The 22,011-nt window shown below is 70.4% G+C and carries 19 protein-coding genes; 11 read left to right on the top strand and 8 right to left on the bottom strand.

Annotation, left to right across the window (positions count from 1 at the left end; all coding sequences use genetic code 11):
• The first annotated feature begins 71 nt into the window (after positions 1-71).
• Together ACNFOC_RS10130 and ACNFOC_RS10125 are read left to right on the top strand one after the other, a co-directional pair.
• Positions 72-1,124, top strand: a complete 1,053-nt coding sequence (locus tag ACNFOC_RS10130; RefSeq protein ID WP_416958749.1) for a LacI family DNA-binding transcriptional regulator — start codon at positions 72-74, stop codon at positions 1,122-1,124.
• A 38-nt stretch (positions 1,125-1,162) separates the two neighbouring features.
• Positions 1,163-1,606, top strand: coding sequence for a hypothetical protein (locus ACNFOC_RS10125; RefSeq protein WP_416958748.1), 444 nt, complete (start codon positions 1,163-1,165; stop codon positions 1,604-1,606).
• 91 nt (positions 1,607-1,697) lie between these two features.
• On the opposite strand, the gene ACNFOC_RS10120 is transcribed toward ACNFOC_RS10125, so the two are convergent.
• The 5 genes from ACNFOC_RS10120 to ACNFOC_RS10100 form a co-directional block, all read right to left on the bottom strand.
• Entirely contained in the window at positions 1,698-3,215 is a 1,518-nt protein-coding gene (locus tag ACNFOC_RS10120; protein WP_416958747.1) for a class I adenylate-forming enzyme family protein, read from the bottom strand.
• A gap of 2 nt (positions 3,216-3,217) precedes the next feature.
• Complete coding sequence (locus ACNFOC_RS10115) at positions 3,218-4,033, bottom strand: arylamine N-acetyltransferase family protein (RefSeq protein WP_416958746.1); 816 nt, start codon at positions 4,031-4,033, stop codon at positions 3,218-3,220.
• A 7-nt stretch (positions 4,034-4,040) separates the two neighbouring features.
• Positions 4,041-5,141, bottom strand: a complete 1,101-nt coding sequence (locus tag ACNFOC_RS10110; protein WP_416958745.1) for a 3-dehydroquinate synthase II family protein — start codon at positions 5,139-5,141, stop codon at positions 4,041-4,043.
• On the bottom strand, positions 5,122-5,979 hold the full coding sequence (locus tag ACNFOC_RS10105; protein ID WP_416958744.1) for a 2-amino-3,7-dideoxy-D-threo-hept-6-ulosonate synthase: 858 nt from the start codon (positions 5,977-5,979) through the stop codon (positions 5,122-5,124). Before ACNFOC_RS10105 ends, ACNFOC_RS10110 begins: the two co-directional genes overlap by 20 nt.
• Before the next feature lie 218 nt (positions 5,980-6,197).
• Complete coding sequence (locus tag ACNFOC_RS10100) at positions 6,198-6,848, bottom strand: hypothetical protein (protein ID WP_416958743.1); 651 nt, start codon at positions 6,846-6,848, stop codon at positions 6,198-6,200.
• 84 nt (positions 6,849-6,932) lie between these two features.
• Here ACNFOC_RS10100 and ACNFOC_RS10095 point away from each other — a divergent pair, with 84 nt between their 5' ends.
• Positions 6,933-7,565, top strand: a complete 633-nt coding sequence (locus ACNFOC_RS10095; protein ID WP_416958742.1) for a VOC family protein — start codon at positions 6,933-6,935, stop codon at positions 7,563-7,565.
• A 75-nt stretch (positions 7,566-7,640) separates the two neighbouring features.
• The gene (locus tag ACNFOC_RS10090; protein ID WP_416958741.1) at positions 7,641-8,039 is read left to right on the top strand and encodes a VOC family protein; all 399 of its coding nucleotides are present in this window, start codon (positions 7,641-7,643) and stop codon (positions 8,037-8,039) included.
• A 20-nt stretch (positions 8,040-8,059) separates the two neighbouring features.
• Here the strand turns inward: ACNFOC_RS10090 and ACNFOC_RS10085 are convergent, their stop codons facing one another.
• Both ACNFOC_RS10085 and ACNFOC_RS10080 read right to left on the bottom strand, forming a co-directional pair.
• Complete coding sequence (locus ACNFOC_RS10085; protein WP_416958740.1) at positions 8,060-8,758, bottom strand: helix-turn-helix domain-containing protein; 699 nt, start codon at positions 8,756-8,758, stop codon at positions 8,060-8,062.
• Positions 8,759-8,786: 28 nt separating this feature from the next.
• Positions 8,787-9,722, bottom strand: a complete 936-nt coding sequence (locus ACNFOC_RS10080) for an AraC family transcriptional regulator (RefSeq protein ID WP_416958739.1) — start codon at positions 9,720-9,722, stop codon at positions 8,787-8,789.
• Positions 9,723-9,803: 81 nt separating this feature from the next.
• Between ACNFOC_RS10080 and ACNFOC_RS10075 the strand changes: the two genes are divergently transcribed.
• On the top strand, positions 9,804-10,646 hold the full coding sequence (locus tag ACNFOC_RS10075) for an NmrA family NAD(P)-binding protein (RefSeq protein WP_416958738.1): 843 nt from the start codon (positions 9,804-9,806) through the stop codon (positions 10,644-10,646).
• A 93-nt stretch (positions 10,647-10,739) separates the two neighbouring features.
• Here ACNFOC_RS10075 and ACNFOC_RS10070 read toward each other — a convergent pair whose 3' ends face one another.
• Positions 10,740-11,903, bottom strand: coding sequence for a YihY/virulence factor BrkB family protein (locus ACNFOC_RS10070; protein WP_416958737.1), 1,164 nt, complete (start codon positions 11,901-11,903; stop codon positions 10,740-10,742).
• 529 nt (positions 11,904-12,432) lie between these two features.
• Between ACNFOC_RS10070 and ACNFOC_RS10065 the strand changes: the two genes are divergently transcribed.
• From ACNFOC_RS10065 to ACNFOC_RS10040, 6 genes are all read left to right on the top strand, one after another.
• The gene (locus tag ACNFOC_RS10065) at positions 12,433-14,883 is read left to right on the top strand and encodes a Pls/PosA family non-ribosomal peptide synthetase (RefSeq protein WP_416958756.1); all 2,451 of its coding nucleotides are present in this window, start codon (positions 12,433-12,435) and stop codon (positions 14,881-14,883) included.
• A gap of 42 nt (positions 14,884-14,925) precedes the next feature.
• Positions 14,926-17,013 (top strand): non-ribosomal peptide synthetase, encoded by a 2,088-nt coding sequence (locus tag ACNFOC_RS10060; RefSeq protein ID WP_416958736.1) that lies wholly within the window; start codon positions 14,926-14,928, stop codon positions 17,011-17,013.
• Between the two features lie 55 nt (positions 17,014-17,068).
• A complete protein-coding gene (locus tag ACNFOC_RS10055) occupies positions 17,069-18,073 on the top strand; it encodes a TauD/TfdA family dioxygenase (protein WP_416958735.1) in 1,005 nt (334 codons plus the stop codon).
• Positions 18,070-19,098, top strand: a complete 1,029-nt coding sequence (gene sbnB / locus ACNFOC_RS10050) for a 2,3-diaminopropionate biosynthesis protein SbnB (protein WP_416958734.1) — start codon at positions 18,070-18,072, stop codon at positions 19,096-19,098. The genes ACNFOC_RS10055 and sbnB overlap by 4 nt, the downstream gene beginning before the upstream one ends.
• Positions 19,099-19,130: 32 nt before the next feature.
• On the top strand, positions 19,131-20,105 hold the full coding sequence (gene sbnA, locus ACNFOC_RS10045; protein WP_416958733.1) for a 2,3-diaminopropionate biosynthesis protein SbnA: 975 nt from the start codon (positions 19,131-19,133) through the stop codon (positions 20,103-20,105).
• Between the two features lie 92 nt (positions 20,106-20,197).
• On the top strand, positions 20,198-21,832 hold the full coding sequence (locus tag ACNFOC_RS10040) for an acyl-CoA dehydrogenase family protein (protein ID WP_416958732.1): 1,635 nt from the start codon (positions 20,198-20,200) through the stop codon (positions 21,830-21,832).
• Positions 21,833-22,011 lie beyond the last annotated feature (179 nt).

The following is a 22,011-nucleotide window of genomic DNA, read 5'->3' as shown; positions in this document are numbered from 1 at the left end:
GATCGAGTCGGGGAAGCAGCGCTGGTCGAAACTTTCGATGGCCCTCGGGCGGGCCGGAGAGGCGGTACCCGATGGTCCGTACGGGGAGCGCGAGCGTGACGGCAGGTCCGACGCTGGCGGTCGTGGCCCGGGAGGCGGGGGTGTCCGTGCCGACGGCGTCCAAGGTGGTCAACGGCCGGGAGGACGTGGCACCGGAGACGCGGCGGCGGGTGACCGAGGCGTTGGAGCGGCTCGGTTATGTGCGCAGGCCGCGCTTCGACGCGGGCAAGGCGCCGGGCATGGTCGACCTGGTGGTCCACTCGCTGGAGAGTTCCTGGTCGGGGGCGGTGCTGCACGGGGTGGAGGAGGCGGCGTACGAGGCCGGTCTCGAGGTCGTGGTCTCGGCCGGGCTCACCCGGACGCGGGCCGAGCGGCCCGAACGGGGCTGGCTGGACAAGCTGGTTGGGCGGGGTTCGGCCGGAGTCCTGTTCAATCTGGCGGAGTTGACGCCGTCCCAGTACGCGTGGCTCGACCAGCACCGCATCCCGTTCGTGATGATCGACCCCGTGCACGAACCGCCGCCGGGCGTGGTGTCGGTCGGCGCGGCCAACTGGCAGGGCGGGGTGACGGCGACCGAGCATCTGCTGTCCCTGGGCCACGAACGCGTCGCCGTCATCGCCGGCCACCGCCACAAGATGTGCAGCAGCGCCCGCGTCTCCGGCTACCGCTCCGCGCTCGCCGCCGCCGGTGTGCCGGTCCGCCCCGAGTACATCCGCCACGGCGGCTTCGACCAGGCCATGGCCCGCACGCGTATGCGCGAACTCCTCGACCTGCCCGAACCGCCCACGGCCGTCTTCGTCTGCTCCGACCGCATGGCTCTGGGGGTCTACGAGGCCCTGGCGGAACGGGAGTTGAGCGTCCCTGACGACATCAGCGTGGTCGGCTTCGACGACCTTCCCGAGGCTCGCTGGGTCACCCCGGCCCTGACCACGATCCGCCAGCCGCTCTCGGAGATGGCCGCCACGGCCCTGCGGTTGCTGCTCCGGCTGATGGACGGGGACCGGCCGGAGGGGACCCGGACGGAGCTGTCGACACGGCTGGTGGAACGGGCGAGTACGGGGGTGCCGGCCGGCCATAGATCGTGACCGTGGCTGCGGGGGCCGCCGGTCAGTAGCCTGCCGGTATGGCCATGTCATGGGACAAGCAGCAGTTGATCGCGGACGGCTTCGAGCCCACGTACGTGGACCTGGAGTGGTACGACGGGCCGCGCAAGGGACTCGCCCTCGTCGACGGTGTCCCGCACTACTACGAGGGCTGGGAGTACGACCGCGCCGACGAGGCCGACGAGTACCTCGTGTGGCCCGCGAGCGAGGCGGCGGTGGCGATGGAGCGCGAGCAGTGGGCGATCTACGTCACCTACGAGGTCTCCGATGCCGGGTTGGAGGAGCATCCGGGGCACGGAGGGATCGATGCCCGTTACGACGAACTACAGTCGCTCCTCGCGCCGCACCGTCAGGCGCCGGACGGTGCTCGCCGGCTGGTGGGTGAGGTGCGGTTCGACGACGGGGACGACCGCTACCGGTTCGACGGGGTCGACCACTGGTTCCGGTGGCGCCCGGCCGAGTGAGCCGGGCCGCCGTCTCGACGTAGAGGGCAACGAGAAGGACGGGGCGGCGGATCTGTCGTCCGCCGCCCCGTCACGGCGTGCCGTCCCGGTGTCAGACGAACTGGTCGCCCACCGCGCGAAGGTGTCTGCGCAGGATCTTGCCGTTCGCGTTGCGGGGCAGCCTGTCCAGCCGCACGACGTCCTGCGGGACCTTGTACCAGGACAGCCGGGACCGGGCCAGGGCGATCAACTCGGCGTCCAGGGCGGCGCCGTCCGCTCCGCCGGCTGCCGTCTCTCCGTCGTCGGGGACGGTCACCACGTAGGCGCGCAGACTCGTGTCCCCGGCCGGACGGCGGACCGAACTGACCGCCGCTTCGAGCACGCGCGGGTGGCGCTCCAGAAGCCGTTCGACCTCGCCCGGCACCACGTTCTGTCCGCCGATCACTTCGACGTCGTCCAGTCGGCCGTGCACGTGGAGGACGCCGTCGTCGTCGATCGACGCCAGGTCCCCGGTCGGCCACCAGGTGTCGGTCACCTGATCGGGGCCCAGACTCCCCCGCTCGACGCCCCGGGACGCGAAGTCGGCGTAGACGTGCAGCTCGCCCTGTCGGCCCGCGGGCATCGGCCGGCCGTCCACGTCGACGATGCGCACCGGCCGGCCGGGGACGGCGGGGCCGACCGCCGAGGGGGCCCTGTACGCGGCGGGCCGGCCCATGGAGATCACGCCGATCTCGGTGGCACCGTAGTTGTTGACCAGCCGGTTCCCCAGGATCGGTACCAGTTGCTCGCGCAGCCGTAGCGAGAGGACCTCTCCCGCGCTCGACACCTCCCGGAGGCGGCCGAGTGTCTCCGCGTGGCCGGGCTCAAGGAGCATGCGGGCCAGGAAACTCGGCTGCGCGAAGAGGTTCGTCACCTGGTGGCGGCCGATGAGCTCGATCGCCGTGGCCGGGGTCGCCCGGGTGCGCGACAGGACGGCGGTCTGCCCGGTGGCGAGGGTGGTGAGCACCGAGAAGTGCAGTCCGCCCAGGAAGTACATGCGGGACACCGACAGCCCGACTGTCGTACGGCCACTGCCGTTCGGGCCTGGAGGGCCGGGGGGAGCGGGAGGAGCGGGAGGAGCGGCGAAGTTGCTGTGCAGGAAGAAGCACAGCTTCGGGGCGCCCGTCGTGCCGGACGTGAAGACCGCCAGCGCCGGAGCGTCCCCGCCCTCGGCGAAATCCGGGTCCGGTTCGCCCGCGACCAGTGTCGCGACCTTCATGGCGGGGGCGAAGCCCGGCAGCTCCAGCCGTCCCGCGGTGTCCGGGTCGATCACGGCCAGCGCGGGCTCCACCGTCTCCACGGCCCGCGTCAGATCCTCACCGCTCATCCGGACGTTGACCGGAACGGCGACGAGACCGGCCTGCCAGGCGCCGAGCACCGACCAGACCATCTCCACACTGTCGGGCAGCGCCAGCAGGACCCGGTCTCCGCGGCGCAGTCCCGCGGACCGGTACCCCCTCGCGGCCCGCGCCGCGCCGTCGAAGACCTCGGCGTACGTCCAGGCGCGGCCGTCGGCCAGGAAGGCGATCCGCTCCAACCACCCTCTGGCGCGGGCGAGTCGGGCCAGATCCTCGGTTACGTTCCCGGGCATGGCTACGGACGCCCCTCTCCGGCGGCGGACGGTGCCGCGGTCCTGTCCGGGATTTTCGGCACCTCGTCGAGATGGATCCCGAACCAGGTCCCGAGTGCCTCCTTCAGCGCCTCTTCGGTGACGATCCGTTCCCTGGTCCGCTGCCCGCCCTGCTCCCGGATGAGGACCCTGTTCGCGAGAGTGACCCTTCCGTCCTCCCGGGGCTGCACACAGATCAGCCGGTTCCTGAAGGGCGATTCGGGGGCCGTCTGATACCACCACATGGAGGGAAGGCCGAATTCGATTTTCCGGGGTCTCATTTCCATCCGGTACAGCGGAGAACCGTCACGGAACACGTCGATGTCCCCTTCGGATGTCTCCGTGACGAGATACGCGCCGTGCGGGTCGTCCTGCGGTGTGCGCAGATCCAGCCGCAAGGGCCATCGGCTGTGGCTTCCCTGCCCCACGTCCACCAGCCATGGATGTCCGCCCGGTTCACCGGTCTCCACCCGAAGCGCCAGATGACCGATGGGACTGTCCAGTGCCTCACCGCGATAGATGCACCCGGCCAGCAGGGTGACCTGGAATCCGAGAGCGTCCAGCAGCATCGCGAAAGCGGAATTCAGCTCGAAACACCCGCCACCGCGCCGTTCGTGCACGATCTTCTTGACCGCTTCCAGCGAGTACGGGATCGGTTCCCCGAGAAGGAAGAACAGGTTCTCGAACGGAACGGAGAGCACATGGCGCTCGTGAAGATGCCGCAGGGCGTCCGCGTCCACCCGCTCGGGCCGCTTGGCGCCTATGCGCTCCAGATACGCGTCGATGAGTTCGTCGTCCATGGCGCGCTCACTTCTCCAGGCAGAACTCGTTGATGGGATAGCCGACATGGCGGTCCTCTTCGGGCAGGTATCCCAACACCCGGTCGCCGGGCTTGAGTTCGGTGCTGTTCAGTACCGCCCCGCCCGGGCCGAGCACGCGCACATGCCAGTCGTCCTGAAGGATCAGGTTGACGGCGCGCCCGTCCTCCGACTTCGCGTCGATGGAGATGAGCGGTCGGCTCTCGATCTTGACCCGTCCGACGGTGACGATACGGGTCTGTCCCTTGACGTCGACGGCCATGACCTTGCTGCCGGATTTCAGCTCGCTGAGATAGTGGGTACGCCCGTCACGGGAAAGCGTGTAGGAGTGGATGGCCCCTGCATTCACCCGGAACGGCCGGGTGGGCATATAGGGAAGCGGATGCGTCTCACTCACACAGAGGATCATCCCCTTGGAGTGCGAGCCGACCAGGATTCCCTCGTCCTCACGGAAGTGGCTGCACGTGTCGACGCAGGCCCGCTCCCCCATGCCCACATGCTCGGTGGCGACAATGGTGAGTTCGACCAGATCGAGGGGCTGGGTCACGACTGCGGACGCCTGCTTGAGGGCGGTGGCGTCACCCACGGCGTTCGGCGCCATCATCACGCCGTCGGAGCCGTGTTCGAGCACGCCGAAGATGATCTCCGCCTCCGGCACGTCCCCGGCGACCGTGATCAGGCTGCCCTCGGCACCGGCGGCGGCCGCGATGACGATCTCCAGCGGAATCTTCGTGGGATCACGGAACAGCAGCAGGCTCCACTGTTCGGCGCGCGCCGACTGGCAGGCGTCCTCCAGGGTCTCCGCGTCGACGATCTCCACGAACCGTCCGAACTCGACTCCCGGACGCACCGCCGAGAGTTCCGCGGGCGTCCCGTGCTCGCGCGGGTCGACGATCACCACGTCGGCCGCACCGAGATCGTCGGGAAGCTCCTCGCCGAGCGGGAGGAAGACCTTCTTCACCGTAGGGGGCAGGTCGCCCAGGTCCGCGAGGGTGTCGGAGACTATGCCGTCCAACCGCTGGTGCAGCGCCTCTTCAAGCACGGCCTGCTTGTCGGCGGCACCGCGGATATCAAGCCACGTGAGCTTCATGATTTCCCATCCTTTTCGTGGAGAACTCGAGCGGGGCGGGCGGCGGAACGTCTCCGTGCACGAGGCGGGCCAGTTCACGTGTCGTGGCGGCCGGATTGTCGGATTCGAAGATGTTCCGGCCCATGGCGATACCGGCCGCACCGCCCCGGAGTGCGGAATCGACGAATTCCAGCAGGGCTTTCCCATTGCCGACCCGGGGGCCGCCGGCCACCAGAAGGGGTACCGGACAGGAGGCCGTCAGGCGCAGCATGTCCCCATCGGATTCGAGGGCGTAGGTCTTGATCAGGTCGGCCCCGAGTTCGGCCGCGACCGTCACGGCGGCGGACACCAGCGCCGGATCACGGGGATCGGTGACGCGGGGTCCTCTCGGATACATCATCGCCATCAGCGGAATGTTCCAGCGGTCGCAGGCTTCCGCGACCACCGCCATGTCGGCTATCTGCCGGGCCTCTTCCCGGGAACCGACATTGACGTGCACGCTCACCGCGTCGGCGCCGAGACGCAGCGCCTCCTCGACGGTCGCGACGAGGCATTTCGCGTCGGGATCGGGAGCGTGGGCGGTGCTCGCACTCAAATGCACGATGAGCGAAGTCTGAGTGAACCAGGCCGGATCCACGCGGCGGACGCTTCCCTTGTGCAGGACCACGGCGTCCGCACCGTTCGTCGCCAACTGACCGACCAGCCGGTTGAGTCCCGAACCGCCCCCGGCAATGGGCCCGTCCGTCAGAGGATGGTCCAGGGGAACGACCAGCATGCGTCGCGGATTGCGTCGACAGAGCCGAAGCAGTCTCATTTTGCGGGCGCCCGAAGCGCCGTCGAACATCTGCATCCAGTCCATTCCCATTCCCGTGCCTGGCCGGCTGTCCGGTCTCCAGCAGGGGGCTCATCGGGCCACCCGCTGTGGTCGGCTACGGCTGCCACCCGGGAGAGGTTCACTGGAAGATCCCGACATTCGAGACCCGGCCGGTCCGGCCACGGGACGAGCCCGGTTCCCTCCTGCGAACAGGACGAACCGGGCTCAGGGCCTCACCGCTGTGCCTCCGTCACGACGTGCGCTCAACCGCCCTTGCCCACCTCGTTGTCGGGCGCCCCGTCCCCGTTCGCTGGCAGGTCGCCGCGTTGCACGGGGGCGGTGGCCGTGTGGGCCGGCGGGAGGACGACCAGGAGTTCGCTCTTGTACGGGCGGCGGAGGGACTGGGCGGCCTTGCGCAGGACCGCGCGGGTCACCGAGCCCCGCTCGGCGCCGACGTGCACGAGGTGGCCCTGCTGCGCCAGCACGTACTCGATCTCCCCGCCCCCTGTGCGGTACCAGGCGTTCCCGTCGCGTACACAGGTCATGGGCACGCTGATCGCCGCCTGCGTCGCGCAGTTCGCGTCGGTCATCGTGCCCGGCTCCACGCGCAGGGTGATCACGGCACCGGTCTTCAGCTGTGTGTACGCGATGGAGAGACCGACGTCCGATACGCCGACCGACTGCTCGGCGAGGGTGAACCCGGGAGGGTCGATGACGTGGACGAGGTCGGGGTCGAAGCCCAACGACCTTGCCCTGGAAGCGATTTCGGCGGACGTGGCGGTGACATCGGCGGTGGTGGACGAGGCCTCGGGGGTTCCGGCACCTGCGCCCGCCCGCTCCGTGCCGCAGCCTGCGAGCAGCAGGGGCAGCACCGGCAGCAACAGCAGTGGCAGGGCGCGCGCGGTGCGGATCATGTGCCCATCCTGCCGTACAGGTGTTCCGCGGTTGAGGGACTTTTTCCTCCTGTGGCACGGTCCCGCCGCGTAGCCTCGTCGGGGATGAATGTCCTTCCCGCACGCCTCGACCATCTCGTCCTCGCGACCCCCGAACTGGCGGCTACGGTCGCCGAGTTCACCGAGCGCACGGGCATCGCTCCGGTCCCGGGCGGCGCGCATGTCGGGCTCGGCACCCGCAACTACCTTGTCTCGCTGGGTGGTTCCCGGTACCTGGAGATCATCGGTCCTGACCCGGAGCAGTCCGAGCCGTCGGGACCGCGTCCCTTCGGTGTCGACGGGCTGTCCGTCGCCCGGACGGTGACCTGGGCGGTCTCCCCGCCCGACCTGGACGCGGCGGTCGCGGCGGCCCGTGTCCAGGGGTACGACCCCGGGCCGGTGCGGGCGATGAGCCGCCGCCGGCCCGACGGGACGCTGCTGGAGTGGCGGCTCACCGACGGGGACACGGCGCATCCCTCCGGCCTGGTGCCGTTCCTCATCGACTGGAGTTCCTCGCCCCATCCGACCGCCTCGGGCCTGCCCGTCGCACCCCTGCTGGAGCTGACCGCGACGGCCCCGGTCCCGGACGAGATCCGCCCCTTGCTGTCGGCGGTGGGCGCGGAGCTGGCGGTGGCGACCGGGCCGGTGGGCCTCTCCTTCACCCTGGACACTCCGCGCGGACCGGTGGCCTTCCGCTGAGCGGCCGCCCCGGCACGACCGCCGTGTCCGATTCCTTCAAGACCGGCCGGCCCGCCCCCGCCTACCGTTGCCCCCATGACTCCACGATTCGACGCGATCGGCCTGGTCGTCTCCGACATGGCCGCCTCTGTCGCCTTCTACCGCCGGCTCGGGTTCGGGTTCCCCGAGGGTGCCGAGAGCCAGCCGCACGCCGAGGCCCAACTGCCCGGTGGGCTACGGCTGTTGCTGGACACGGAGGACACCGTCCGCTCGTTCCACCCGGGTTGGCAGACGCCCAGCGGCAGCGGTCGGGCCGCGCTCGCCCTGCTCTGCGACGACCCCGCCGAAGTCGACCTGGTCTACGAGGAGTTGACCGGCGCCGGGCACCACGGCGGACTCAAGCCGTGGGACGCCTTCTGGGGCCAGCGGTACGCCGTCGTGCACGACCCCGACGGCAACGGCGTGGACCTCTTCGCCCCGCTGCCGTCCGCCTAGAGCCGATGCCGCCGCCTGCCTCAGCCGGCCCGGCCGAGCAGCCGCCCCAGCGGCATCCCCGCGAACTCCTTGACGTCCCGGGCGAGATGGGCCTGGTCCGCGTAACCGGACCGGGCCGCCGTCTCCGCGAACGGCACTCCGGCGCGGGCCAGCGCGAGGGCGCGCTGGAGACGCAGGACCCGGGCGAGGGTCTTGGGGCCGTAGCCGAAGGCCGCCAACGAGCGGCGGTGCAACTGGCGGGCGCCGAGGCCGAGTTCGTCGGCGGTGGCGGCGACGGGGCGACCGGTGTCGAGGGCCGCCACGAGGTGTCGTAGGAGCGGATCGGGTGGGGGTGTCTCGGTGGCGCGGTGCAGTGCCAGTTCCTCCAACGCGGTGGCCGGGTCGGGGGAGTTGGCGATGCGGATGGTCAGGCGGCGTACCGTCGCGGCGGGCCAGAGGTCGGTGAGGTCGATCCGGCGGTCGCGGAGTTCGTGTGCGGGGACGCCCAGGTAGGTGGGGGCGGTGCCGGGGCCGAAGCGGAGGCCCGCCCAGTGCGCGGGTGCGCTCCCGGGGACGTACGCGCGGGTGTCGGGGCCCGCGACCAGCAGGCGGCCCTCGTTCCAGAGGAGGTCCATGCAGCCGTCGGGCAGGACGGGGTGGACCGGGTCGACGGTGGAGGCCTCGATCGTGCGGCTCCAGACCACCGCGCCCGGCAGCCGGGACGCCCTCTCCACGTACACGGTCGAAAGGCTACGCCCACCGGCGCTTCTATCCCGCCCGCGTCCGGTGTTCCTGCGGGCTCACGCCGTAGACCCGTTTGAAGGCGCTGGACAGGGCGAACGCGCTGCCGTAGCCGACCTGTCCCGCGATCGCGCCGATGGTGTCCTCGGTGTCGCGGAGGCGGTCGGCGGTGAGGGCGAGGCGCCAGGCGGTGAGGTAGGACATCGGGGGTTCGCCGACCAGGTCGGTGAAGCGGCGGGCCAGGGCCGCGCGGGAGACGCCCGCCTCGGCGGCCAGGGAGGCGACCGTCCAGGGGTGGGCGGGGTCGTCCTGGAGGAGGCGCAGGACCCTGCCGACGACGGGGTCCGCCAGGGCGCGGTACCAGGCCGGGGCCTCCGCCTCCGGGCGGGAGAACCAGGCCCTCAGGGCGGCGATGACGAGCAGGTCGAGGAGGCGGTCCAGGACGACCTCCTGGGCGGGTTCGTCGCGGACGATCTCCTCCATGAGGAGCGGGGTCAGCGGGCACTCCCACACCTCGGAGGGGAGGGAGAGCAACGGCGGGAGGGCGTCCAGCAGACGGCCGTTGATCTCGCCGCGCATGAGGTAGGTGCCGATGAGCATCACCGTGGAGCCGTCGGGGCGGTCGCCCCAGGTGCGGACGCCGAGGTCCATGGAGCCCTTGAGGGGGGTGCCGTCGGGGTAGTGGCACTCGCCGCCGGGCAGGATCAGGGCCTGCGGGGTGGTGTCGGGGGCGTTTGCGCAGGTGTACGGGTCCGGGCCGCGGGCGATGGCGAGGTCGCCGGACCGCAGCCGTATCCGCTCCCCCGTGTCCGGGGTGATCCAGCCGTCGCCGCGGACCATGAGCATGACCGTCAGCGGGGCACGGTCCTCGACGCGTACCGCCCACGGCGGGTCGAAGCACGCGCGGATCATGAAGGCGCCACGCGCGCGTGGACCCTCCAGAAGGCCTGCGAGGGCGTCCATGTGGCCAGCGTAGACGGGCGATTATGGGAATGAGCCGTTCAGCGATGGTCCGTGCTCGCGCGGGGGCGTTGACTGGATGGCATGACACAGAATGCACAGAACATGACGATTGTGGTGACCGGTGCTTCGGGGCGTACCGGGCGCCGGGTGGCGGAGGCCGCGCGGGCCGCGGGACTCACCGTACGGGCGGCCTCGCGGGCGCGGGGGTTCGACTGGGCGGACCGGTCGACGTGGGCGGATGCGCTGCGGGGTGCGGATGCGGCGTACCTGGTGTATCCCTCGGACGTCGGGGCGCCGGACGCGGGACTCGCGGTGGGGCTGCTCGCGCAGGAGGCGGTCGGGCTGGGCGTACGGCGGCTGGTGCTGCTGTCGTCCCGGGGTGAGGAGCGGGCGCGGCCGACCGAGGAGGCGCTGCGGGGGTCGGGGGCGGACTGGACGGTCGTACGGGCGTCGTGGTTCGCGCAGAACTTCAGCGAGGGGCCGCTGGTGGAGGGGTTGCGGGAGAGTGGGGAACTGGTGTTCCCCGGTGGTTCAGTGCGGGAGCCGTTCGTCGATGTGCGGGACATCGCGGACGTGGTCGTCGCGGCGGTGACTGGCGGGGACCGGTATGTCGGGCAGGCGATCACCGTGTCCGGGGCGCGGTTGCTGACGTTCGGTGAGGCGGTCGCGGAGATCGCTGCGGTGACGGGGCGCCGGCTGACGTACCGGGCGGTGTCTGCCCGTCAGTACGGGGAGCGTCTCGCGGGGTTCGGGGTGCCGGCGGAGGAGGTGGAGTTCCTGGTGGAGTTGTTCGAGTCGCTGCTCGATGGGCGGAACTCGTATCTCTCCGAGGGGGTTCAGGAGGTGCTGGGGCGGGAGCCGCGGGACTTCTCGGAGTTCGTGCGGGAGGCTGCGGCGGCGGGCGCGTGGAAGGCCGGTGCTTAGGCTGCGGGTTCGTTGTGGCTGGTCGGCCGGTCCGTAGGCTGCGAGTCCGTTGTGGCTGGTCGCGCCGTTCCCCGCGCCCCTTTCAGGGACGTTTTACTTGTCCGGCGATTGAGAGTCCCCGGTTCCCTTGTGGGTGCTCTTTGCATGCGTGCGCAACCGTGACGTGACGTCCTCCGGAGGGAGGAAGCGGGACCAGCGTTCCGGGAACTCGGAGGGCATGTAGGAGTCGTCGGGGTCGTCGTCGTCCTCGCCGTCGTGGGAGCGGACGGCGGCCATGCGGGCGACGTACTCGGCGACCTGCTCGTCCTGGCGGCGTTCGTTGGCGGCGCGGGCGGCGGCGGTCGCGGCGGCCGGCCAGACGCGGTCGATGGCCGCGTTGACGGCGGCGCCGACGAGCACGGCGAACGCGGAGACGCCGATCCAGAGGAGGACTGCGACCGGTGCGGCCAGGGAGCCGTAGATGGTGGGGCCCTCGACCGTGCTGGTGAGGTAGATGCGCAGCAGGTAGCTGCCGAGGACCCACATGGCGAGGGCGACCAGGGCGCCGGGCACGTCCTCGATCCACGGGGAGCGGACGGGGACGGACACGTGGTACAGCGTCGTCAGGAAGACGATGGAGAGGACGATGACAACCGGCCAGTACAGGACCTGGACGACCGTCTCCGACCACGGCACCACGTTCACCACGGCGTCCGGTCCGGCCACCATGAGCGGCAGCGCGACCGAGCCGATCAGCAGGGCCGCGACGAACAGGGCGAAGGACACGATGCGGGTCTTGACGAGCCCGCGGACACCGTCGAGGCCGTACATGACGGTGATGGTGTCGATGAAGACGTTGACCGCGCGGGAGCCCGACCACAGGGCGAACAGGAAGCCGATGGAGATGACGTCGGGCCGGCCGCCCTTCATCACGTCGTGCAGGATCGGCTGGGCGATCTCGTGCACGCCCTTGTCGGACAGGACGGTGCGGGACGCCTCGAGGATGTTGTTCTCCAGGCCGGCGATGCTGTCGGCGCCGGTCCAGCTGTCGACGTAGCCGAGCAGGCCGATGAGGCTCAGCAGGAGCGGCGGCACGGACAGCAGCGTGAAGAACGCGGCCTCGGCCGCGAGGCCCAGGATGCGGTACTCCATGCAGGAGTTGACGGTGTCCTTGACCAGCAGCCAGGCGGTCCTGCGCTTGGAGACGTTCCGGTAGAGGGCACGCGCCCGGTGGAACCGGCTGGAGGGCCGCTCGGGGGGTTCACTTGCTGACTGCACGCCCTAAAGGTATCCGCCGCGCCGGGATGCACTCGTCCCCCGGGGTCGCCGGCCGGGCGGGACGCCCTCGGGGACGGTCGTGTCATGCTCGCGATGGCCGAAAATAATCACACCGAGAATCGAAGCCGCATTCGATATTTCGACGGCCGTTTCACAGAGTGGCCCGGTGAGGACTTCGGCCGTCAATTCATGTTGACCCGCCCCCCGGCCGGCGAAGACGAAAAAGCGCCATTGACCGAAACGGCCTTGACCCGTCCTAGAATGTCCAGAAATAATCCGGACTGCATTCGTTGCGCGCGTTGGGGCGACGTCAGCGCACACGACTCGGGGGAATCAAAAGGCTCAGGACCAGAGCCTCGTACAAATGGCAACTCTGTACACAATGCGGAACTCCATTCTCACGAATTCCCATTCACCACACCCGTTTCGCGTGCTCATTGATATTCCTCTGCCGTGAACATCGGGCGCGACTCCACCGTATTCGTCTTTGACAATTCAAAGACGACGATCAGTAACAAGGAGCCACGTGGTGGGAAAACCCGGCACCGTCACCGAGACCGTCCTCGCGGAGGTCCTGGCCGGTGTCGTACGCAAGGAAGACATACCCCTCGACAGTCACTTCTTCGACGACCTGGGCGCCAACTCGCTGGTGATGGCGCACTTCTGCGCCCGGGTCAGGAAGCGCGAGGATCTGCCGTCGGTGTCGATGCGGGACGTCTACGGATATCCGACGATCCGCAGTCTGGCGGCGGCGCTCGCCGACACACCCGAGCCCGTCGCACCGGTCGAGGCGGAGGCGCCGCCGGCCGGGAGCACGGCCCGCTATCTGCTGTGCGGGATGCTTCAGTTCCTGGTTTTCGCGCTGTATTGCGTGCTTGCCGGGACGGTCACGGGCCAGGGATACGAATGGGTTTCCTCCGGTGACGGAGTGGTCCAGGTATATCTGCGGTCCGCGATATTCGGCGGCGCGGTGTTCATCGGTGTGTGCACGGTGCCGGTGGTGGCCAAGTGGGTTCTTGTGGGCCGCTGGAAGGAGACCGAATTCCCGGTCTGGGGCCTCGCCTACGTCCGGTTCTGGACCGTCAAGGCCCTCCTGCACGCCAACCCGATGATCCTGTTCGCCGGCAACCCGCTCTACGTCCTGTATCTGCGCGCCCTGGGCGCCCGGATCGGCAAGGGCGTCACGATCCTGTCCCATTCCGTACCGGTCTGCACCGACCTGCTGACCATCGGAGACGGAACGGTCATCCGCAAGGACGCCTTCTTCCTCTGCTACCAGGCACGAGCCGGCCGTATCCGCACCGGCCGGGTCACGCTCGGCAGCGAGGTGTACGTCGGCGAGAAGACCGTCCTCGACATCGGCACCGTCATGGGCGACGGGTCCCAACTCGGCCATTCCTCCGCCCTGTACGACGGCGCCGCGGTCCCTGCGGGGCAGCGCGTGCACGGCTCGCCGGCGGAGCCCACGGACGTCGACTACGTCCGGATCCCGCACGCGGACTGCTCGACAGCGCGCCGCTTCGGCTACGGCCTGGCCGCGTTCCTCCAGGTGCTGCTGGTCTACGTCCCGCTCGCGATCGGCGGCACCTACATGCTGCTGACCGTGGCCCCGGCCCTCGACCACCTGCTGGATCCGAACACCAAGGACCTCAACTCCGCCCGGTTCTACGGCGAGGCGCTGGCCCTGTCACTGGCGGCGTTCGTCGGGTTCGTGGTGCTCGGCTTCGCCGCCGTGTCACTGGTACCGAGGCTGCTCCGTCCGCTGCTGCGCCCCGACCGGGTGTATCCGCTGTACGGCTTCCACTACTCGGTGCAGCGCTCGGTCGCGCGGATGACCAACCTGAAGTTCTTCAAGTGGCTGTGCGGGGACAGCTCGTACATCACCGGGTATCTGCGGGCCATCGGCTACGACCTCGGTGTGGTGGAGCAGACCGGCTCCAACTTCGGTTCGGAGGTGCAGCACGAGACGCCGTATCTGGCCACCGTGGGAACCGGCACGATGGTCGCCGACGGTCTGTCGATCGTCAACGCGGACTTCTCCAGTACGTCGTTCCGGCTGTCGCGCGCTGTGATCGGGCCGCGCAACTTCCTGGGCAACCACATCGCCTACCCCTCGGGGGGCCGCACCGGCGACAACTGCCTGCTCGCCACGAAGGTGATGGTGCCGATCGACGGCGAGATCCGCGAGGGCGTGGGCCTGCTCGGCTCGCCGTGCTTCGAGATCCCGCGCTCGGTGGAACGCGACAGCCGCTTCGACCACCTGCGCGAGGGCGACGAGCTGAACCGCCGGCTGAGCGCGAAGAACCGCTACAACCTGCGCTCGATGGGCCTGTTCCTGTTCGTGCGCTGGCTGCACGGGTTCGTGCTCACCGTGGTCGGCTTCGCCGCCATCGACCTGTACGGGGGTGAGGGCATCGGCGGTGGGCTGCTGATCGGCGCGTCCCTGATGCTCGGGCTCGGCTTCACCGCCGGCTACTACGTGCTGGCGGAGCGCCTGATCGGCCGGTTCCGGCCGCTGGAGCCCAAGCTGTGCTCGATCTACGAGCCGTACTTCTGGTGGCACGAGCGGCTGTGGAAGATCCCGGACACCTATATGCAGGTGTTCAACGGGACGCCGTTCAAGAACGTGATCTGGCGGCTGCTGGGCGTGCGCATCGGCCGGCGCGTCTTCGACGACGGCGCCTACATCACCGAGCGCACCCTGACCGCGATCGGGGACGACTGCACCCTCGCGGCGCACACCAAGGTGCAGGCCCACTCGCAGGAGGACGGCACCTTCAAGTCCGAACACATCACCATCGGCGCCGGCTGCACCCTCGGGGTGGGTGCGCTCGTCCACTACGGCGTGTCGATGGGTGACGGGGCCGAACTGGCCGCCGACTCCTTCCTGATGAAGGGCGAGGAGATGCCTGCGCGGTCCCGGTGGGGCGGGAATCCGGCAGTGGCGCCACGGCGCGCCGGACGGCACATGACTCCCTGACGGCTCGTGCCGTGGGGGGAAGGAAACAGGGGGAAGAGAACGATGGAGATCATTCCGCGGTGGACGCTCGCTCCGGTGCCAGGTGTGGCGGAGTACGAAGTGTCCCTGCCCGACGGGCTCTTGATCGAGCCCGCCGCACTGAAAGTCGCCCACGCCAAGGTCCTCGGGGCGCTGTCCGGCGAACCCGCCGAGGAGGACCCGGCGTTGCGGGTGAGCGTCACCGGCCGCACGCTGCGGCTGCGCTACCGCACCGACGTCCTCGACGCCGGGGCCGCCGCCCGCATCGCGGGCTATCACCTGACCGCGCTCACCGAGCCGGACCGGCCGGTGCTGCTGTCGGACGCCGAACTCCGCTTCCAGCTCGACGAGTTGGCGGGTCCGCTGCGCGAGCTGCCCGAGCGGCGGGTGCACGAGCTGTTCGAGGAGCGGGTGTCGGCACAGCCGGACGCGGTCGCCGCCGTCCAGGGGGACCGGCAGTGGACGTACCGGGAGCTCAACTCCCGGGCGAACCAGCTGAGTCGGGCGCTCCTCTCCCGGGGGCTGACCCGCGAGGGTGTCGTCGCCGTGGTGCTGGAGCGGAACCTGGACTGGATGGCCGCCGTGCTCGCCGTGTTCAAGGCGGGCGGGGTGTACCTGCCCGTCGAGCCGAACTTCCCGGCCGACCGGGTGGCCAGAGTTCTCGAACGTGCCGGGTGCGAGCTGGTGTTGACCGAGCGCGCCAGCGACGGCGCGCTGGGCGACCCGTCCGACCGGACGCTCTACGTCGACGAGGCGTACGCCGAGGGCCACTCGGACACCGACCTCGGTATCGAGGTCTCACCCGGTCAACTCGCCTACATCTACTTCACGTCGGGCTCCACGGGTGAGCCCAAGGGCGCGATGTGCGAGCACGCGGGTTTCCTCAACCACGTGTTCGCGAAGCTCGACGACCTGGGGATCGGGTCCGGGCAGGTGGTGGCGCAGACCGCGCCGCAGTGCTTCGACATCTCCCTGTGGCAGCTGGTCTGCGCGCCGCTCGTGGGCGGGCGGACGCTGCTGGTGGGGCAGGACGTGATCCTGGACGTGGCGCGGTTCGTCGACACGATCGAGGCGGGGCGCGTGAACGTGCTCCAGGTCGTGCCGTCGTATCTGGAGGCCGTGCTGGCCGAGTTGGAGCGGCAGCCGCGTGAACTCCCCGATCTGCGCTGTGTGTCGGTCACCGGGGAGGCCGTGAAGAAGGAACTCGTGGACCGCTGGTTCGCGGCGCGGCCCGGAGTGCGGCTCGTCAACGCCTATGGCCTGACGGAGACTTCGGACGACACCAACCACGAGGTCATGGACCGGGCACCGGACGGGGACCGCGTCCCGCTCGGCCGGCCCGTCTCCAACGTGCGGGTCTACGTCGTGGACGAGGATCTGGTGCCCGTGCCGCTGGGGGCGCCCGGTGAGATCGTGTTCTCCGGTGTGTGCGTCGGCCGGGGGTACGTCAACGATCCCGAGCGGACGAGGGCGGCGTTCACCGAGGACCCGTACCGGCCCGGGGAGCGGCTGTACCGCAGCGGTGACCACGGGCGCTGGCGGCCGGACGGCAAGCTGGAGTTCCTGGGGCGCCGGGACAGCCAGGTGAAGATCCGCGGCTTCCGCATCGAGATCGGCGAGATCGAGAACGCGCTGCTGCGGGTGGACGGGGTGCGGGACGGCGCGGTGGTCGTGGTGCGCGGGACGCAGCTGGTGGCGTTCTGCACGGGTGCGCGGCCTGTCGAGGCCGCGGCCGTGCGCGAACGGCTCGCCGAGTCGCTGCCCGCGTACATGGTGCCGTCGGTCGTGCACTGGCGGGCGTCGCTGCCGTTGACCGCCAACGGCAAGACCGACCGCCGGACGCTGACCGCGCTCGCCGGTGACCTGGACGCGGTCGGCGACGGGCCTGACACACCGGCCGAGCGCCGGCTGGCGGCCGCCTGGGCGGTGGTGCTGGGCATCCCGGCCGAACGGATCGGCCGCCAGGACCACTTCTTCGACCGCGGCGGCACCTCGCTGGCCGCGGTGAAGCTGGCGGTCGCCCTCGACCGGGCGATCAGCCTCAAGGACGTCACCCGTCACCCGGTCCTCGCGGACCTGGCCGGACTGCTGGACCCGCCGGTCTCCTCCTGAGTCCAGCCGCACCCCCGGCCGAACGAACGACAGCACCACCGAAAGGAACACCGAGATGTCGCTCTCTTCCGCGACGCTGCTCAACTCCGTGGCCCTGAGCCCGGACAGTCCACCGCTGCTGCACGCCGACGTCGGCTCGGACCCGGTCGGCTGGGCCGCCCGGCACCGTGAGGCGCTGCGGTCCGTCGTCGCCGAGCACGGCTGCGTCCTGGTCCGCGGGCTCGGCCTCGCCGACCCGGCCGGCGCCGAGACCGTCTTCCGGCGGCTCACCGACTCCCTGATGGCGGACCGGGAGCCGTTCGCGCCCCGCCGTACCTACGCGGAGGGCGTGTACTCCGCCACGAAGTGGCCGACCGACCAACCGATGTGCCAGCACCACGAGTTGAGCTACGCCCTGGAGTTCCCCGGCCTGCTGCTCTTCGCCTGTCTGGAGGCGCCGACACAGGGCGGCGCGACCCCGGTCGCCGACGCCGAGGCCGTACTCCAGTCGCTGCCCGCGCCGCTCGTCGAGCGGTTCGAGCGGGAGGGCTGGCTGCTGACGCGGACGTACCACGAGGAGATCGGGGCGTCGGTCGCCGAGGCCTTCGGCACCGACGACCGGGCCGTCGTGGAGCGCTACTGCCGCACCCAGGGCATCGAGTTCGCCTGGCACCACGACGGCTCGCTGCGCACCCGCCAGCGCCGCGCCGCCGTGCTCCGCCACCCGGTCACCGGCCGCCGCTGCTGGTTCAACCAGATCGCCTTCCTGAACGAATGGACGATGGAGCCCGAGGTGCGCGAATACCTGGTCGACGTCTACGGCGCCGACGCACTGCCCTTCAACACCCGCTTCGGGAACGGCGATCCGATCGACGCGGGCATCGTGACGACCATCAACGAGGCCTACGACCGGCACGTCCGGCGCGAGCCGTGGCGCTCCGGGGATCTGCTGCTCGTGGACAACATCCGTACCGCGCACGGCAGGGAGCCGTTCGAGGGGCCGCGCGAGGTGCTCGCCGGGCTCGGCGATCCGGTACGCCTGACGGACCTCGCCCCGTCGGCCGGCGGGAGGGCGGCATGAGCACCGACACACCGTCGTTCGCGGTCATCAGCGGCGAACAGGTCCAACAGGCCCTGACCGGGCGGGAGTCGGAGATCGGCGCCCTCGTGGAGGCCACCTACCGGCTGCACGGCGCGGGCGAGTCGGTGAACCCGCCGTCGTACTTCCTGCGCTTCCCGGACCGTCCGTCGTCCCGGATCATCGCGCTGCCCGCGTCGCTCGGGGGGCCGTCGCGGGTGGACGGCCTGAAGTGGATCTCCAGTTTCCCGGGGAACACCGGGTCGGGGCTGCCCAGGGCCTCGGCGGTGCTGATCCTCAACGACCCGGACACCGGCTATCCGTACGCCTGCCTGGAAAGTTCGGTGATCAGCGCGACCCGAACGGCGAGTTCGGCGGCGCTCGCGGCCGACAGGCTCAGCCAGGGGCGGACACGGCCGCCGCGGGTCGGGTTCGTGGGGACGGGCCTGATCGCCCGCTACATCCACACCCATCTCCGGGCCACCGGCTGGGAGTTCGAGGAGACGGGTGTGTACGACCTGTCCGCGGACAGTGCGGAGGGGTTCCGGGGATATCTGGAGCGGTCGGGCGCGACGGGGCGGGTCGCGGTGCACGACAAGATCGAAGGTCTTGTCCGCTCCAGCGACCTGCTGGTGTTCGCGACGATCGCCGGCTCGCCGCATGTGCACGATCCGGCCTGGTTCGACCATCATCCGCTGGTCCTGCACGTGTCGTTGCGGGATCTCGACCCGGCGGTCCTGCTCGCGTCCGCGAACTTCGTGGACGACGTCGAGCACTGTCTGAAGGCCGACACGTCACCGCACCTGGCCGAACAGGTCACCGGGGGGCGGGAGTTCATCGACGGCACGCTGGACGACGTACTGACAGGCCGCGTGAGCGTACCGACCGACCGGACGGTGGTGTTCTCGCCCTTCGGGCTGGGGGTGCTCGACCTCGCGGTCGGCAGGTTCGTCCATGACGAAGTGGTTCGACGGGGCGAACTCCACGTCGTCGACGGGTTCTTCCACGAGCTGCGCCGGTACGGCTGACGGCGATCGTGGCGCACCACTAGGGGGAAAACATGGCTGTTATTTCCGATCCCGCGGAGTTCAACGAGGACGACCTCTACGTCGACCTGCGGGCAGCACTGGAACTACCGCTCTATCTGAAGTGCGAGGGGTTCAACTTCGCCGGCTCGGTCAAGCTGAAGGCCGCCACCGAGATGGTGAACGCCGCCGAGCGGGCCGGCATCCTGCGGCCCGGCTCGGTGCTGGTCGAGTCGTCGTCCGGCAACCTGGGGGTGGCACTGAGCGTGCTCGCGGCGAGCCGCGGATACGGGTTTCTCTGCATCACCGACAGACGCTGCAACGTACCCACGGTGCAGCTGATGGAGGCGCTCGGCAGCCGGGTCCACGTCGTCGACCAGCCCGACGCGCACGGCGGTTTCCTGGGCGCCAGGATCGCGTACGTGCGGGCGCTGTGCGCCTCCGACGACCGGTACGTGTGGCTCAACCAGTACACGAACCAGGGGAATTGGCGGGCGCACTACCGCACCACGGCACCCGCCATCGCCCGCCGGTTCCCGCAGCTGGACGTGCTGTTCGTCGGCGCCGGCACCACCGGGACGCTGATGGGCTGCGCACGCTGGTTCTGGCAGTGGCGGCGCCGGGTGCGGATCGTCGCCGTGGACGCCGTCGGCTCGGTCACCTTCGGCGGGGAGGCGAGGCCCCGGATGATCCCCGGGCTGGGCACCAGCGTGGGGGCGGCCTTCCTCGACACGTCGTACATCGACGACGTGATCCATGTCGAGGAGCCGGACACCGTGCTGGCCTGCCGTCGGCTGGCCGCGCGGGGCTTCCTGTTCGGCGGGTCCACCGGCACGGTCGTCAGCGGGGCCGAACAGTGGCTCGCCCGCAACGGCCGGCACGGCACCACGGCGGTGGCGATCGCTCCTGACCTGGGCGAACGCTATCTGGACACCGTCTACCGCACCGGCTGGCTGGAGGAGGAGGTGCCCGAGACCGCGATGCTGGCGGCCATGTCCCGCTCGGCCTGACGTCCGTGACGGCGGTTGTGTCAGGGTGGAGATCCAGAGCACCCGCAGGTGGAGATCCCGACCACCGCCGTCCCCACGGGTAGGTTCCAGCCATGGCACGCACCACCCACACCGTGACGAACCAGGCTCCCCCACTGGTCGGACACGACGTCTTCACCACCGACCGCGTCCTGACGGAGGCGGTGGAGCGGCACACGGCACCCGGACTGCTGGACGAGGTCCGGGACGACCTCTCCGCGCTGGGCCGCGCCGCCGGCTCGGCCCAGCTCCAGGAGTGGGGTGCGCAGGCCAACGACAACCCCCCGGGCCTGCGCACCCACGACCGCTACGGCCACCGGATCGACGAGGTCGAGTTCCATCCGGCCTGGCACCGGCTGCTCGGCAAGGGCGTGGCGGCCGGGCTGACCGCCGCCTGGAACCGCCCCGCCGGACATGTGCGGCGGGCCGCGGGTTTCGTCGTCTGGACCCAGGTCGAGGCGGGCAACTGCTGCCCGCTGTCGATGACCCACGCGGCGGTGCCCGCCCTGCGCGCCGACCCCGCGCTCGCCGCCGAGTGGGAGCCCCGGCTGACGTCCATGGTCTACGACCGTGAGCTGCGGCCCGCCCATCTCAAGGCCGGGGTGGTCTTCGGGATGGGCATGACGGAGAAGCAGGGCGGCAGCGACGTCCGCGCCAACACGACGGAGGCACGTCCGCTCGCCGAGGACGGGACGTACGGGCTGACCGGCCACAAGTGGTTCTGCTCGGCGCCGATGTCCGACGGCTTCCTCGTGCTGGCCCAGGCGCCCGGCGGGCTCACCTGCTTCCTGGTCCCCCGGGTGCTGGCGGACGGCACCCGCAACGTGTTCCTCCTCCAGCGGCTCAAGGACAAGCTGGGCAACCGGTCGAACGCCTCCGCCGAGGTCGAGTTCGACGGCACCTGGGCGCGCCGGGTCGGGGACGAGGGGGCCGGGGTGCGGACCATCATCGGGATGGTCGCGGCGACCCGGCTCGACTGTGTGCTCGGCTCGGCCGGTCTGATGCGGCAGGCCGTCGCGCAGGCCGTCCATCACGCCACCCACCGCGAGGCGTTCGGCGGCAAGCTCCTCGACAAGCCGCTGATGCGCAACGTGCTGGCCGACCTCGCCCTGGAGTCGGAGGCGGCCACCACGCTCGCGCTGCGGCTCGCGGCGGCCTACGACGACGGTGGTGAACAGGAGCTGGCGTTCCTGCGGTTGGCGGTGCCGGCCGCCAAGTACTGGGTGACCAAGCGCTGTTCGCCGGTCGCGGTCGAGGCGGCGGAGTGCCTGGGCGGCAACGGATACGTCGAGGAGTCCGGACTGCCGCGCCTGGTACGGGAGTCCCCGCTCAACTCCGTCTGGGAGGGCGCCGGGAACATCCAGGCCCTGGACGTACTGCGGGCGTTGCGGCGCGAACCGCAGGCACTGAACGCCTTCCTCGTCGAGGTCGGCCGGGTGCGCGGCGCCGATCACCGGCTGGACGGGGCGATGAAGAACCTGCTCACCGAGTTCGCCGACCTGGAGGGCATCGAGGGCCGCGCCCGGCGCGTGGTCGAGCGGATGGCGCTGGTGCTGCAAGGGGCGCTGCTCGTCCAGCACGCGCCGCCGGAGGTCGCCGACGCGTTCTGCGCCTCCCGGCTGGGCGGCGACTGGGGCTCCGCCTTCGGCACCCTGCCGCCGAGCCTGGACCTGACGTCGATCGCGGAACGGGCCCGGCCTGCGGTCTGAAGCGCACCGGCACAACGCGAGGGTGGTGCTGCGCCGACACGGCACCACCCTCGCAGCTGGAACAAGTTTCAGACACCGTACGGCTGTTCACCAGGGTTGCAGAGGGTTGCAACTTGGCCGCTTCTGTGTCCGGACTGTCTCCCTCCGTCACCGCGGAGCGGCACTATGAGACCAACAGT

Origin of the sequence: Streptomyces colwelliae (assembly GCF_048158785.1) — a bacterium.
Taxonomy (GTDB): domain Bacteria; phylum Actinomycetota; class Actinomycetes; order Streptomycetales; family Streptomycetaceae; genus Streptomyces.
This window is presented reverse-complemented; position numbering and strand designations above follow the sequence as displayed.